This window comes from Azoarcus sp. PA01 (assembly GCA_001274695.2).
Taxonomy (GTDB): Bacteria; Pseudomonadota; Gammaproteobacteria; order Burkholderiales; family Rhodocyclaceae; genus Aromatoleum.
This window is the reverse complement of record LARU01000004.1, coordinates 280,003-294,418: the sequence shown is the minus strand read 5'-3', so window position 1 is coordinate 294,418 and position 14,416 is coordinate 280,003. Positions and strand designations below refer to the sequence as shown.

At 65.4% G+C, this 14,416-nt stretch carries 10 protein-coding genes; 5 read left to right on the top strand and 5 right to left on the bottom strand.

The features are described from left to right. Positions 1–23: 23 nt before the first annotated feature. Complete coding sequence (locus PA01_19010; protein KON80346.2) at positions 24–3,761, bottom strand: EAL domain-containing protein; 3,738 nt, start codon at positions 3,759–3,761, stop codon at positions 24–26. A 303-nt stretch (positions 3,762–4,064) separates the two neighbouring features. Here PA01_19010 and PA01_19005 point away from each other — a divergent pair, with 303 nt between their 5' ends. Further along, a complete protein-coding gene (locus tag PA01_19005; protein ID KAI5912375.1) occupies positions 4,065–4,427 on the top strand; it encodes a PAS domain-containing protein in 363 nt (120 codons plus the stop codon). Between the two features lie 259 nt (positions 4,428–4,686). On the opposite strand, the gene PA01_13510 is transcribed toward PA01_19005, so the two are convergent. Then, positions 4,687–5,736, bottom strand: coding sequence for a site-specific integrase (locus PA01_13510; protein KON79529.2), 1,050 nt, complete (start codon positions 5,734–5,736; stop codon positions 4,687–4,689). 165 nt (positions 5,737–5,901) lie between these two features. Between PA01_13510 and PA01_19000 the strand changes: the two genes are divergently transcribed. Beyond that, entirely contained in the window at positions 5,902–6,993 is a 1,092-nt protein-coding gene (locus tag PA01_19000) for a DNA-binding protein (protein KAI5912323.1), read from the top strand. Positions 6,994–7,139: 146 nt separating this feature from the next. Continuing rightward, on the top strand, positions 7,140–8,540 hold the full coding sequence (locus tag PA01_13500; protein ID KON79528.1) for an MATE family efflux transporter: 1,401 nt from the start codon (positions 7,140–7,142) through the stop codon (positions 8,538–8,540). Positions 8,541–8,544: 4 nt separating this feature from the next. On the opposite strand, the gene PA01_13495 is transcribed toward PA01_13500, so the two are convergent. From PA01_13495 to PA01_13485, 3 genes are all read right to left on the bottom strand, one after another. Beyond that, a complete protein-coding gene (locus PA01_13495) occupies positions 8,545–10,356 on the bottom strand; it encodes a PDZ domain-containing protein (GenBank protein KON79527.1) in 1,812 nt (603 codons plus the stop codon). A gap of 227 nt (positions 10,357–10,583) precedes the next feature. Next, entirely contained in the window at positions 10,584–11,036 is a 453-nt protein-coding gene (locus PA01_13490) for a YaiI/YqxD family protein (GenBank protein ID KON79526.1), read from the bottom strand. A gap of 132 nt (positions 11,037–11,168) precedes the next feature. Further along, positions 11,169–11,537 (bottom strand): hypothetical protein, encoded by a 369-nt coding sequence (locus tag PA01_13485; GenBank protein KON79525.1) that lies wholly within the window; start codon positions 11,535–11,537, stop codon positions 11,169–11,171. Positions 11,538–11,825: 288 nt separating this feature from the next. On the opposite strand from PA01_13485, the gene PA01_13480 reads away from it, so the two are divergent. After that, complete coding sequence (locus PA01_13480) at positions 11,826–13,040, top strand: MFS transporter (protein KON79524.1); 1,215 nt, start codon at positions 11,826–11,828, stop codon at positions 13,038–13,040. 67 nt (positions 13,041–13,107) lie between these two features. Continuing rightward, positions 13,108–14,379, top strand: a complete 1,272-nt coding sequence (locus PA01_13475; protein KON79523.1) for a bifunctional O-acetylhomoserine aminocarboxypropyltransferase/cysteine synthase — start codon at positions 13,108–13,110, stop codon at positions 14,377–14,379. Positions 14,380–14,416 lie beyond the last annotated feature (37 nt).

The window sequence follows — 14,416 nt, the reverse complement described above, 5'->3', positions numbered from 1 at the left end:
CGATTCACTGCAGGCTTTGCCGCTCAGGCAGCGGCCGTATTCTTGCGGCGGTCGAAACGCTCGAACGCGTCGCGCACCGACTGCAGCAGTTCACGGTCGTCCCACGGTTTGTGCAGGAAGCGGAAAATCGAGCCGCGGTTGATCGCGTTGGTGATGGTGCCGATATCGGAATAGCCGGAGAGGACCAGGCGCACGGTGTCCGGATACAGGGTTTTCACCCTGTCGAGCAGCTGGATGCCATCCATCCCGGGTATCCGGAAGTCCGACATCACGACCCCGACGGCGTGCTTTGCAAGCAGATCGAGAGCTTCGGCGGCGTTGCCGGCGAACAGCAGGATGTAGCCTTCGTTGCGCAGGACGCGGCGCAGCGCCGACTGGATCGACGGCTCGTCGTCGACCAGCAGCAACGTGCGGTCGGGCCGGTCGATCTGCATCGGGAAAACCAGCCGCTGGTGATCCCGGATCAGCGTCGCCAACGCCTCGGGGGCGACCGGCGGGGAAAAATGATAACCCTGCATCTCGTCGCACCCGCGGCCGCGCAGGTAGAGCACTTGCCCTTCCGTTTCGACCCCTTCGGCGATCACGCGCAAGTTGAGGCTGTGGGCGAGGGAGATGATCGATACAGCGATCGCCGCATCGCTCGCATTGGTCGTGATGTCGGTGACGAAGGCGCGGTCGATTTTCAGGTAATCGATGGGGAAGCGCTTGAGTGCGCTGAGCGACGAATAGCCCGTGCCGAAATCGTCGATCGCGAGCTTCACCCCGATCGCCTTCAGCTGCTGCATCATCAGGATGGCCCGCGCCGGGTTGCCCATGAGTGCGCTTTCGGTGATTTCGAGCATCAGCGACGCGGGCTCGAGGCGATAGCGGGACAGCAATGCCGCGACGTCAGCGACGAGATCGTCGCGGAAGAACTGCAGCGGCGAGACGTTCACCGCGATGCGGCGGTAGTCGATGCCCGCGTCGATCCATCGGCGCGCCTGCGCGCACGCGGTTTCCAGCACCCAGCGGCCGATCGGCAGGATGAGTCCGCTTTCCTCGGCGATCGGAATGAATTCGCCCGGGGAAATCAGCCCCAGCTCAGGATGGCGCCAGCGGCACAGCGCCTCGCTGCCCACCACTTCGCCCGTCAGCAGATCGACTTTCGGCTGGTAGGCGAGAAACAGCTCGTCCTGCTCGATGCCGCGCCGCAACGCGAGCTCGAGGCGCAGCCGCGGGGCGGTCCGCACGTTCAGGTCCGTCTCGTAGAAGCAGAAAGTGTCCCGCCCCATTTCCTTGGCGCGGAACAGGGCCACGTTGGCGTTGCGCAACAGCGTATCGACGTTGAGCTCGGTCCTGGCCATCGCGGCGATGCCGATGCTGGCGGTGAGCCACAGTTCCTCGCCGCCGGCCGAAATGGGCGCCCGCAGGGCCTCCAGAAGCCGGCCTGCGAGCGACACCACGGCCTGCTGGTTCGGCAACTCCTCGGTGATCAGGACGAATTCGTCGCTGGCAACCCGGGCGATGGTGCTGCAATCCTTCGCGGCGGCGACGAGGCGCTGGCTGATGACGACCAGCGTGTCGTTGGCGATTTCGTTGCCGAAGCTGTCATGAACGACCTGGAAGCGGTCGATATCGACCCACAGCACGAAACACGTGCTCGGGTTGCGTGCTGCGAGCGCGAGTGACTGCTGCAGGCGATCGCCGAGCAGGTTGCGGTTTGGCAGTCCGGTCAGGGAATCGTGGTTGGCCTGATAAGCCAGCTGTTCCTGGTAGCGGTGTCTTTCCGTGACATCGCGGAATTCGATCACTGCGTGGTCGATGCCGGTCGCGTCGTCGCCGACGAGCGTCACGCTGGAATCGAGCCAGCACACGTCGCCCGATGCACGGATCAGGCTCAGCGGCACTTCGCCGGCTTGCCGGGCAGTGACCAGCGCGCCGAGCCGCTCCCAGCCATCTGCGTCGAAACCCTGTCGTCCGAGCGTCGGCAGGTCCATCGCGATGAGCTGCGCTTCGTCCATTCCCAGCAGGCGAAGGAGGGCGGGGTTGGCGCTGACGATGCCGGCCGGGGAGGCATAGCGGTAGATCAACAGGCCGTTGTGGCTCGCCTCGATCGCGCGGTTGCGCAGTTGTACGGCGGCTTCGGCCTTCTCGTGCGCGGCTCTTCTGCGCAGCGCGACGATGCCGAACGCGAGTTCGCGCGCGGCATTCTCCAGCAGGCGCGTTTCCTCGGCGTCGAAAGCCCCCGCTTCGCCGGTCAGCACGGTGAGCACGCCGAACGCCCGGTCGGCCACCAACGGAACGCTGATTATCGCGACGTACCCTCGCTGTACCGCGTCCTCGCGCCACGCCTCGAAGCGGCCGTCGTTGGCGATGTCCCGGACGATGCAGGTTCGGCGGTTGGCGAGCGCAATCGATGACGGACACACCGCGCTGTCGCTGGCGTTCCGCGTTTCTTTCACGACCTCCAGGAAACCCGCTTCATGACCGGCCCAAGCGACCGGACGCACGCAGTTTCCGATGTCGTGCGCGACCACGCCGACCCAAGTCATGCGATAACCGCCCGCATCCACGGCAGCGCTGCAGATCAGCTCCATCAGCTGTATTTCGTCGTCGGCCTGGGCGACCGCGCGGGTGACTTCATTGAGCACCCGCAACGCACGGTTGCTGCGACGCAGCTCCCGCTCTGTGGTCTCGATCCGCGCCACCGATTGTCCGATGCCCTCTGCCATCCGGTCGAGCGTCCGGGCGAGATCCCCGAGTTCGCCGCTGCCGGGAGGCAGGCGGGTGCGAGCCTGCAGATCGCCCTCGCCGAGGCGTCTCGCGGTTTCGGTAAGATCCTGCAGCGGCCGCAACACGAGCCGCTGCGCGACGAACCAGCCGAGCAGCAGCAGCGGCACGGCGGCGCCGGCGAGGAGCAGGAGGTTGTGCCGGGCAACCCTGGCCCCGGCGTTCTCGACCATCGCCGAGGGAATGCCGACACGCACGTAGAGGTCGCCGAACCTGCTCAGCACCGGCGCAATCGCCGCGATCCGCGACATCCCGTCGAGCCATACCGATTCCACCAGCAGGTCGCCGGCGTGGGTGATCGCGGCCTTGAACTGACTGAGTTCGGGAATCGTGCTCCCCGCCAGGCCCGTCGGATCGGGGAGGCGAGCGAGGATGACGCCCTGCTTGTCGACGATCGTCACCACCGAGCCGTCGGGCAAAGTGGTTTCGCGCAGCAGCGTGGCGAACGCGGCCGGGGTGACGCCGACCCCGACTACGGCAGTGATCTCGTCGTCGTCGTCGAACACCGGATGCGCCGAGATGACGACCGGTTGGCCGTCGAAACGGCTGTTCTGGTAATCGCCCATGGCGAAATCCCGCCGCTCCAGCACGCGGCGGAAATAGCTGCGATCGGAAATATCGACCGTATGGCTAAAGGACTGCGAGCGGCAGGTGATCCGGCCGTCGAGTCCGGCGACGAAGACTTCCGCATACAGCTCGTGGAGCCTGACCAGTTTCTCGAGCCACGCGCTGCATTCTCCGCCCGAATTGAGCTGCCGCACTTCCGGAGACCGGGCGAGCCCTTCGAGCAGCCGATGGAGGTGGCTCACCATGTCCCGCTGGCGCGTGGCGATCTGACGTGCCGTCAGCAGCACCATTTTTTCGGCAGCAGCGCTCGCCTCCCTGCGTTGCTCGAGACCCGTATTGACGATGATCGCCAGGGCCGGGAGCGCCGTGATCAAGATCAGCAGCAGCAGGCGGACGTGCATTCTGGAAAGCCACTGGCCGATCATGTTCTTTCCGCGTCCTTGGTATTCCGGTTCAGGATAGCAGCTCCATTTTCAAGGGGATGCCGGTTCGCGCGACAGGACAGGAGCTCCAGCGAACCGGCCTCGCGGGGGGCGCAGGTTCGCGTACTCGTATGTCCAGCCTGCGAGGACGCCAATATAACGGTAGTGCCTTGATGGGAATCGTGAAGTCCTGCACGTCACATCCGACAATTCCTCCTGCATAGATTTCGGCTCGGCTACGATTTTCCACGTCGCTCAGTCCTGTGGCCCGGCGATGAGTATCTTCTTGCCGCCGTCCTGCTCGTGATGAATGGGAGGTCCAGACCGGCCTCGCGACATTCAACGAGCGCTGGGCGGAAATCAGCGGGTATACGCTCGCCGAATTCTCGTCGGTCGACATCGATACCGGCAGGAATCTTTCGCGTCCCGACGACCTCGAACGCTCTGCTGGAGCGCTGCTTCAGGCGTGAAAGTCAAACCTATGAATGCGAAATCCGCACACGCCACAAGAACGGCCGCGGGATCTGGGTGCTCGATCGAGGCCGCGTCGTGGAGTGGACGCACGACGCCCAGCCGCGCCGCATGTCGGGAATGCGCCAGGACATCAGCGCGCAGAAAAAAGCCGCAGCGCTCGTCGCCGACGACAAGGAGCGGCGCCACACGATCTGACGGGCAGGCCCCGGGGACTCCTCTTCAGCGGCGCGCAGCGACACGACAAGTTGCTCCACCGCACTTCGCGACTGAGCATGCAGTGCTGTCGTCCGGCGCTCGACATCGCTCGCGATGTCGCCTCGGCCAATGCAACACATCGTAGCGGGTGAGCGGCTGGACGGAAACCGAGCGCCGCCGCCTGGATATCAGCAGCGGCGTTGGCGATGCGCTGCGTACCATTCTCACCGAAGACGAGTTGTGTGAGGCGACCGCGCAGCTACTTGGTCTCGTCACCTTCGTCGAAAAGCTTGGCCGCCTTGCTTGTCGTGACCGACCCCGCGCGGAAGTAGCGCATCACCGACGGGATGCTGCGATGCCCGGTCAGCGCCATCGTCTCTCCGAGGGGAATCTGCTGTTTCGCAGCCTCGGTTACGAACCCGGAGCGCAGGGAGTGAGCGCTGAAATCGCCATCGAGGCCGGCCAGCAGGCACCGTTCGCGGACGATCGTGCGCACCGCGGAAGCAGACAGAGCGCCACGCAAGCTCCCGCTCTTGTCGATCTGACGGAACAACGGCCCGGACGCCAGGCCTGTTGCCGCCAGCCAGTCGGCCACAGCGCTCCCGGCGGCGCCGACGACGGGCTTGAGGTCGTCCGCCTTGACCGTTCCCGACTGGTTCGTTTTCGAGGCGCCGAGTTCGAAGATGAATTCGTCGGGGCCGACCCGTTTCAGGTCGTCGACGCGAAGGCTGACGATCTCGGAGCGGCGACGCCCGCCTGAAGCCCATCCCAGCAGCAGGATCGCACGGTCCCGCAAGCCCTTGAGCGAATCGTCGCAGGTCCCGACCAGTTGTTCGAGCAGTTCCCGAGTCAGCGCAGCCTTGCCTTTGGGACGTTCGCCGCGTTTTGCGTAGGAACGCCGGGTGCGGGCAATGAGATCGCGCACTTCAGGACTTCGGCACGGATTCTCGAGTTCCGGACTGCGCTTGTGCAGCGATGACAGGACCGACACGCGGTGATTGAGCGTGGAGAGCGCGATCGGGCCGAGCTTCGCCTTGTATCCCTTTTCCACGAGGATCTCGTCGAGCGGATCGGGGAGATCGCAGCGCAGCCCGCCCGGCGTCGTTCGCTGCGCATGATCGACGATGAACTGGATTACCGCAGGGACCGGCACCGGAAACTTGAGCGGTTTTCGATAGCGCAACGCGAACCACGCAGCCCAGTAGCGCAGCGCCGCACGGTAGCTCGCGTCGGTGTTCGCGGATGTTCCCTCGGCGAGGATTTCGTCGACCGCCTGTTGCGTCAGCGGATCCAAAGCATCCGGATCCATTACTGCAACCGTGTTTGCCAATGCGGGGAGCGTATCGTGAAGGTTCATGTCGTATTTGTATGCTGTATTGTGTAGTGTATTTTACACTGCGATGCTTATTCCAACCGATAACTTTCGATTATCGAATGTAATAATTAAGGGAAGAAATAGGGGAGGTCAAGCGAAATGTCGGAGATCGGAAAGCGTCGCGGCGTCGGCCAACAGGACGTTTGGGAAGCTGCGGACGCGCTGTTGCTGAACGGCTTCCGGCCCACTGTCGAACGCATCCGCGCCGAGATCGGACGAGGTTCGCCGAACACCGTCGGTCCGCATCTGGATTCGTGGTTCAAGGCGCTCGGCGGCCGCATCCAGGATCCTGCGGCCTTCTGTGCGTCACCCGAAGCGCCCGATGCCGTCAGCCACGCGGCGCGGACGTTTTGGGAGGCGGCCTTGAACGCGGCGCGCCAGGTATGCACGGATGAATTGACGCAGGAGCGCGAAGCTCTTGCGCAGCAAGCGGCCAGCCTCGAGAAGGAACGTGCGGACTTGGCTGCACAACGGATTCGCCTGGCCGACGCCGCCGAAACACAACAGACGCTGATCGACACCCTGAAGACGCAAGTGGAAGATGCGAGAGCGAGCCTCAACGCGGCCGTCGCGGAACGCGTGTCGCTGACTGCAAGTCATGAACGGCAAATTGCGCAACTCCATGCCGAGCGGGACACGCTTGAAGACAAGCTCAAGGGAGCCGAAGAAAAGCTCGTCGGCATGCAAAGCGAGCTCAGCGCCGTCAAGTCGGGTTGCGACCGCGATATCAGGGAGGCGCTCCTTCGCTTCGATCAGGCGCGCAGCGAAGCCCGGGCTGCACAGAACGCGCTGGCGGAACTTCGTCAGCACGTTTCCAGGCAGGATGGCGCCCTCGCTTCCGTGACGAACCAGCTGGCGGTGGCAAACGGCGACCGGGAAATCGCCGTTCAAGCCAATGTCACGCTGGAGAACGCCGTCGCAGCCGAAAAGGCGGAGGCGCTGGCCGCCGGAAACAAGGTCCAGGCCCTCGTGACCGAGCTTCGGCAGGCCGAAGCGGTTCAAGCGACCCTGGAGGCTGCGCTCGACGCCGAGCGCACACGCGCCGGTGAACTCGCCCTCCTCCTCACCACGAGCCAGGGGGAAATCGTTCAGGCGCTGCGGTCCCTGGAGCAGTCGAAAAAAGACTCGCCGACCGGACTCGACCTTCGTCGCCGAACCAGCAAAAGAAAACGGGGAGTTCCGATGCGCTGAGAGGAAAAGCACCCTCCCGCCCCGTTGCAGGAGAGGTCCGCATGGCGCACCCGCAACGCTCCCGAACTGCCGGCGCGGCTGGTATGTACATGGTTTTTCTGGCTAAACTCCGCCTTCTTCCGCAACCGACCGGGAACCCCCGCTCGATGTCCGCCCCGGTCCCTTTCCCACTTTTCCCATCGAGCGCTCCCGAGTCGTCGCTCGCCATCGCCTGCCGCCTGTTTCATCACGCCTGGCCGGTGCTCGTCGCCCAGCTGCTGTCGATGAGCATGCTGATCGCCGACACCCTGATCACCGGACGCTACGGCACCCTCGACCTGGCTGCGGTCGCCGTCGGCAGCGGCGTCTATATTTCGGTCGTGATGCTGCTCGTAGGCGTGCTGCAGGCAGTCGCTCCGACTGTCGCCCATCATTTCGGCGCGCGCCGCACCGACGCGATCGGGCCGGCGCTGCAGCAAGGATTCTGGCTGGCGCTGATGCTTGCGCTGCCTGGCATTGCGCTGCTCGCCTTCCCCGGTTTTCTGCTCGAACTCAGCAGCGTGCCGGCCGACGTCGCCGGGAAGACGCGCGATTATCTGCTCGCAACCGCGTTCGGCCTGCCCGCAGTCCTGCTGTACCGAACTTTCTACGCTTTCAACAACGCGCTCGGGCGTCCGCGTGCGCTGATGATGATCAGCTTCGTCGTCACCGCGACGCATGTTCCGCTCGCCTGGGCACTGGTCCACGGCAGCTTCGGCCTGCCCCCTCTCGGCGTGGTCGGCTGCGGGATCTCGACTGCAGTCGTGAACTGGATCGCGTTTGCGTGTGGCGCGGGCTATCTCGCCCGCAACCCCGATTACCGCCCCTATCGCCTGTTTGCCCAATGGCAACCGCCCCGCCGCAGCGACCTCCTTGCCCTGCTGAAACTGGGCATCCCGATGGGGCTGTCGACGTTCATCGAAGTGTCGTCTTTCACGCTGATCGCGCTGTTCGCCGCCCGGCTCGGTGCCGAAGCGGTGGCCGGACACCGCGTCGTCGCGAACCTCGCCGCGCTGATCTACATGCTTCCGCTGGCGATATCGATCGCGATCCTGGTGCTCGTCGGGCAGGCTGCGGGCGCGCACGAGCCGGCGCGTGCGCGCGCGACGGTCCGCGTCGGAATGGGCCTGACGGTCGCGCTCGTCGCGTTGATCGGCGTGCTGCTGTGGGTGGGACGCGAACCGGTCGTCGCGGTGTTTTCGGCAGATCCGGCAGTGCGCGCAGTGGCGCTCGGGCTGGTGTTCTACATTTGCATCTACCAGATCTTCGACGCCGTGCAGACGGTCGCGGCGCACGCGCTGCGAGGCTACAAAGTGACTTTCCTGCCGATGCTGCTGCACGCGCTGTGTTTCTGGGGGATCGCGCTGGCCGGAGGCTACTGGCTCGCGTTCCATGCGCCCGGGCGCGAGCAGTCGCCCAGCGTGGCGGGCTTCTGGGAAGCGAGCGTCGTCGCGACGATCCTCGCGTCGGTGCTGTTCGGCTGGCTGCTGCGTGTCGTGATGCGACGTCCGCAAAACGGGCGGGCCTGAGCGCTCAGCCGCCCAGCCAGCCTTTGCGCAGCGCGAGCGCCGCCGCGACGGGCTTTGCGGCGAGGGTGAGCTTTGCCGCGTCGGCCGGCGCTGCGGCCAGTTCGACATTGAAGCTCATCAGCTCGTCGCGACGAAACGCGTGGATCTCGACGCGGTCGCCTGCCTTGCGCCGCGCCAGCTGCGCGTCGAGCGAGCTTCCCGTCACTTTCAAACCATCCACCGCGACGAGCACGTCGCCGGCCGACAGTCCTGCCGCCTGCGCCGGTCCGTCGTCGTAGACGCTGGCGAGCTTCGCCTCGCCCGAATTCGGCGCGAGCTTCGCGCCAAGCGTCGGACCTTTCGATGCCGCCTCCATGTCGCAGGCGATACCGAAAGGCTTCAGCAGCCGCGCGAGCGGCAGGTCATCGGTGCCGTGGACGGCTTTCGCGAGCCAGCGTGCGAGCCGCCGCCCTGCGCCTTTCGCGCCGCGTTCGCCGACTTCCTCGACGAGCGTGAACAGCCCGTCCTCCTCGACTCCGACGCCGGTCCGGCCGTGCCGTTGCCACAGCAGCCGCATCACGTCGTCGAGGCTCGCGCTGCCGGCGCTCGCGGCCCGCAGCTGCAGGTCCAGCGCGAGCGCGATCAGCGCGCCTTTCGCGTAATAGCTGACGATCGCGTTCGGCGCGTTCTCGTCCTGCCGGTAGTATTTGATCCACGCGTCGAACGATGACTCGGCGACGCTCTGCTTCAACCGCCCGCCGCCGCGCAGCACGTTCGAGAGCGTCTTGCCGAGCAGGCCGAGATAGTCCTCGATCGGGATCACGCCCGAACGCACGAGCGCGAGGTCGTCGTAATACGACGTGAAGCCTTCGAAAGCCCACAGCAGACGCGTGTAGTTTTCGCTCTGCAGGTCGTACGGCGTGAAAGCGGCCGGCCTGATCCGCTTCACGTTCCAGGTATGGAAATACTCGTGGCTGCACAGCCCGAGAAAAGTCTTGTAGCCGTCGGGCACCCCACTCATGCCGGGGTACGGCAGGTCGTTACGGCTCGCGAGCAACGCGGTCGATGCGCGATGTTCGAGACCGCCGTAGCCGTCGCCGACGACCATCGTCAGGAACAGGTAACGATCGACCGGCGCCGGCAGGCCGAAAAGTTCGATCTGCCACGCGCAGATGCGCGCGAGGTCCGCGCGCAGGCGCAGCGTGTCGCAGTCATGGCGGCCGGTGAGCGCGATTTCGTGCGGCACGCCCGCCGCCTCGAACACCTCGTGGGTGAAGGTTCCCATCTCGACCGGATGATCCACGAGCTCGTCGTAGCTCGCGGCGCGGTAGCACCCGAACCCCATCGGCATCGCTGCACCGATCTCGCCGATCGCCCGGGGCAACGTCGTCGCGACCTTCCAGCGTCGGGAAACGGACGGTGGGGGTGGATGGATTTCGACGAGGCAACGCCGCTCCGCATGCCCTTCGACGGCGAGGAAGACGCTGGTGCCGTTGAAGAATCCGTGGGTCGCATCGAGGTGCGCGGCGCGCACCGACAGATCCCATGCGTAGACGTCGTACACCAGCGTCAGGGCACGCCCGGGCGCAACGCGCGCCGCGCGCCAAGTGTGTTTGTCGAGCTTGTCGACCGCGACCGCCCTGCCCTCGCATTCGGCACGCAAGGTAACGATGTTGCGGGCAAATTCGCGAATCATGTAGCTGCCCGGAATCCACGCCGGCAGGCGGAACACCTGTCCGTCGGGAGCCGGATCGCTGACCGTACACGTGACTTCGAACAGATGCGAGGCCGGCCGGATCGGCGCGATGGTGTAACGGACGGGCGGCAGATCGGGCATGTGCGATTCCGTTGAAAAAAAGTGGCGCGGAATTTTAGCGCGGAGTGTGTCCGCGCCAGCTGTCTCTCCCGACGGGAGTGTGGCGTGAATGCCTCATTTTTGTGCAGGCGCAACATTTCCTTTGTGTTCAACGCTCTGCCCCGCATCCCCACAAGTTGTCCACATACCTGCCCACGCTGCGTGGGGATAAGGGACGGCCGGAAAATCCGGTCCGTCGACCCCGCCGCTCAGCCCGAACCGATCCGGGCGAGAAACCGGTCGAGACGGTTCGCGAACACCTGCCGGTCGGCCTGCGTGAGCGCAGCCGGGCCGCCCGTCTGGATGCCCGACGAGCGCAAGGTATCCATGAAATCGCGCAGGTTCAGCAGCTCGCGGATGTTCTCGGTCGAATAGAACTCGCCGCGCGGGTTCAGCGCGTGGCCGCCGCACGCAATGACTTCGGCGGCCAGCGGGATGTCCGCAGTGACCACGAGGTCGCCCGCGGCGAGCCGCCTGACGATTTCGTTGTCCGCGACGTCGAAGCCGGGCGGAACCTGCAAGGTCTTGATCCACAGCGAGCGTGGCGGGAACAACGGCTGGTTGGCGACCAGCGTCAACAGCACGCCGGTCCGTTCGGCCGCCCGGTAGAGGATTTCCTTGATCACTTTCGGACAAGCATCGGCGTCGACCCAGATCTGCATGTGCGGACTCCCGTCAGGACTGCCAGCGCGCACGATACATCGCATTCGGCAACGATCGTGCACCGGGCTGCTGCGTCAGAGCTTGGATGCCGGTCCCACGCACGCTCTCCCCGGCCCGGATTCCGGGACGAATCAGAATCCGGAGCTGATCCAGGTGTCGGGGAAGGACTCGCCGGCGATTTTACAATCGGGGTAGCGGTCGGGTTGCTTTTTGATCTGCACACACTGGTCGCAGTAGGTGATGAGGCCCTGCTCCCTGAAGCCGAGCGTGCCGCACCCGTCTACTTCGACCTGATGGATCGAGCCGTCCTTCACCCACGTTCCCGGCACCGACATCGACGTCCGGTCGGCGCGAATGATGCGCACTTCAGCTTTCCCGTCTCCCATGTTGATCACATAGGCTCCCGGCTCGCTCGGCCCGGTCGACTCGGTGGGACCGGAACATGCGGTCAGGATGACCGCGGCGAAAGATGCGAGCAGCGCAGGGAGAGTCGATTTCACGGAGGGGTTCCTTCAAGCCGATGCCATACTGCCGGCCCGGGAAGCCGGCGGGTGGAAATGCTGCACAGTGCAGGAACGGCGCGAACGCTTCATTGAGCTGGCGCAATTCGGGGCTTGTTTCGGAAACGGAAAAATCGCCAAGCGGCCCGACCGAACCCGGCTCGCCACGCTCCGATTCCATCAACGACAAGGAGGGGCCCCTTCGAAAAGAACCTGTCTGTTCAGGCGCCACCCGCTGGTCCTGTGCTACGTTGGCGTCGCCCGCGGCGCTTCATTGGAATTTCCCTCATGCTTCGTTCTCTCGCAAAACGCGACGTGCTGATCGTCACCCTGTCTGCGGCCGGCATCCTGATGGTGACGATGGGCGCCCGGCAATCGATGGGACTGTTCGTGTCGCCGCTCAACACTTCGACCGGGCTCGGCATCGCGACGATCAGTCTCGCGCTCGCGATCGGCCAGTTCATGTGGGGCGCGATCCAGCCGCTCGCGGGGGCCGCCGCCGACCGTTACGGCCCGGCGAAAGTGCTGGTCGCCGGGCTGCTGGTGCTGGCGCTGGGCAGCGCGGTGACGCCGTTCATGACGTCCGGAGTCGGCCTGATCGTCTCGCTCGGGCTCTTGTCGGCGATCGGCTCGGGGGCCGGCAGCTTCTCGGTGCTGATCGGCGCGGCGGCCCAGCGGCTGCCGCTCGAAGCGCGCGGCTCGGCTTCCGGAGTCATCAACGCCGGTGGCTCGTTCGGGCAGTTCGTGTTCGCGCCGGTCCTGCAGAAATTGATCCAAGGGGTCGGCTGGATGGGGGCGATGTGGGCGCTCGCGCTGATGACGCTCGCCGCCCTGCCGCTCGTCGGCAGGCTGGCGACGTCCGGCAAGGCGCCGGTTGCGCACGCTCACGACGATGCCGGGCTGTGGAACAGCGTCTGCAGCGCGATGGGCGATCGCAGTTATCTGCTGCTGCACGCGGGTTTTTTCACGTGCGGCTTCCATATCGCTTTCCTCGTCACCCACCTGCCGGGGGAAGTCGATCTGTGCGGCCTGCCGCAGTCGGTCGCGAGCTGGTCGCTGGCGATCATCGGTCTGGCGAACATCGTCGGCAGCCTCTATGCCGGCGCGTGGGTGTCGCGCTATCGCAGCAAATACGTGCTCGCGGCGATGTACGGTTCGCGCGCGCTCCTGATCGGTGCCTACCTGCTGATGCCGAAGACCGACCTGACGTTCTACCTGTTCGCCGCCGGCCTGGGTTTCACCTGGCTCGCGACCGTGCCGCCGACGGCCGCGCTCGTCGGCAAGCTGTTCGGCATTCGCTACCTCGGGACGCTGTTCGGCCTGACGCTGCTGTCGCACCAGATCGGCGGCTTCCTCGGCGCGTATCTCGGCGGCCTGGCGATCACGCAGCGCGGCGACTTCATGTGGATGTGGTACGCGGACATGGCGCTCGCGGCCGCGGCGGCGCTGGTGAACCTGCCGATCCGCGAAGCGCGGGTGCACCCCGCTGCCGCAACGGCCTGAATAGTTGTTCCGGGTTCGAAACCGCGCTGGTTATACTTTTCCGGTCATCCCCCCGAGGAACTTCCGAATGAAGCTCGAAACGCTCGCCGTCCACGGCGGCTACAGTCCCGACCCGACCACGAAAGCGGTCGCGGTGCCGATCTACCAGACCACCTCGTACGCGTTCGACGACACCCAGCACGGTGCGGACCTGTTCGACCTCAAGGTGCAAGGCAACATCTACACGCGCATCATGAATCCGACCCAGGACGTGCTCGAAAAGCGCGTCGCCGCGCTCGAAGGCGGCATCGCCGGGCTGGCGATGGCATCCGGCATGGCGGCGATCACCGCGGCGATCCAGACGATCGCCGAGGCCGGCGACAACATCGTCACGTCGAGCACGCTATACGGCGGCACCTACAACCTGTTCGCACACACGCTGCCGCAATACGGCGTCGAAGTGCGCTTTGCCGATTACCGCGACCCGGAAGCGTTCGAGCGCCTGATCGACGGACGCACGAAAGCGGTGTTCTGCGAATCGGTCGGCAACCCGCTCGGCAATATCACCGATTTCGAGAAGCTCGCCGAAGTCGCGCACCGCAACGGCGTGCCGCTGATCGTCGACAACACCGTCCCGTCGCCGTATCTGTGCCGCCCGTTCGAGCACGGCGCCGACATCGTCGTTCATGCGCTGACTAAATATCTCGGCGGGCACGGCAACTCGCTCGGCGGCATCATCGTCGATTCCGGCAAGTTCCCGTGGGCGGAGCACAAGGAGCGGTTCAGGCGGCTCAACGAGCCGGACGTCTCGTACCACGGCGTCGTGTATACCGAAGCGCTCGGCCCGGCCGCCTACATCGCGCGCGCACGCGTCGTGCCGCTGCGCAACATGGGCGCGGCAATTTCGCCGTTCAACGCGTTCCTGATCCTGCAGGGCATCGAGACGCTCGCGCTGCGCATGGACCGCATCTGCGAAAACAGCGTCAGGATCGCGAGCTTTCTGAAGAACCATCCGAAAGTGAGCTGGGTGAACTACGCCGGCCTGCCGGATCACGACGACCATGGCCTGGTGCAGCGTTACATGGGTGGGCGCGCGTCGGGCATCCTCACGTTCGGCGTGCAGGGCGGAAGTGCGGCCGGCGCACGCTTCCAGGACGCGCTGAAACTGGTCACCCGCCTCGTCAATATCGGCGACTGCAAGACGCTCGCGTGCCATCCGGCGTCGACGACGCATCGCCAGCTGTCGGCAGACGAGATGGCGACCGCCGGCGTTTCCGAAGACATGATCCGGCTGTCGGTCGGCATCGAGCACATCGACGACCTGATCGCCGACCTCGACGGCGCGCTCGCCGCGGCCTGAGGAGCGAGCTGAGGGGCGACCTGAGGCGCGCCGCGCC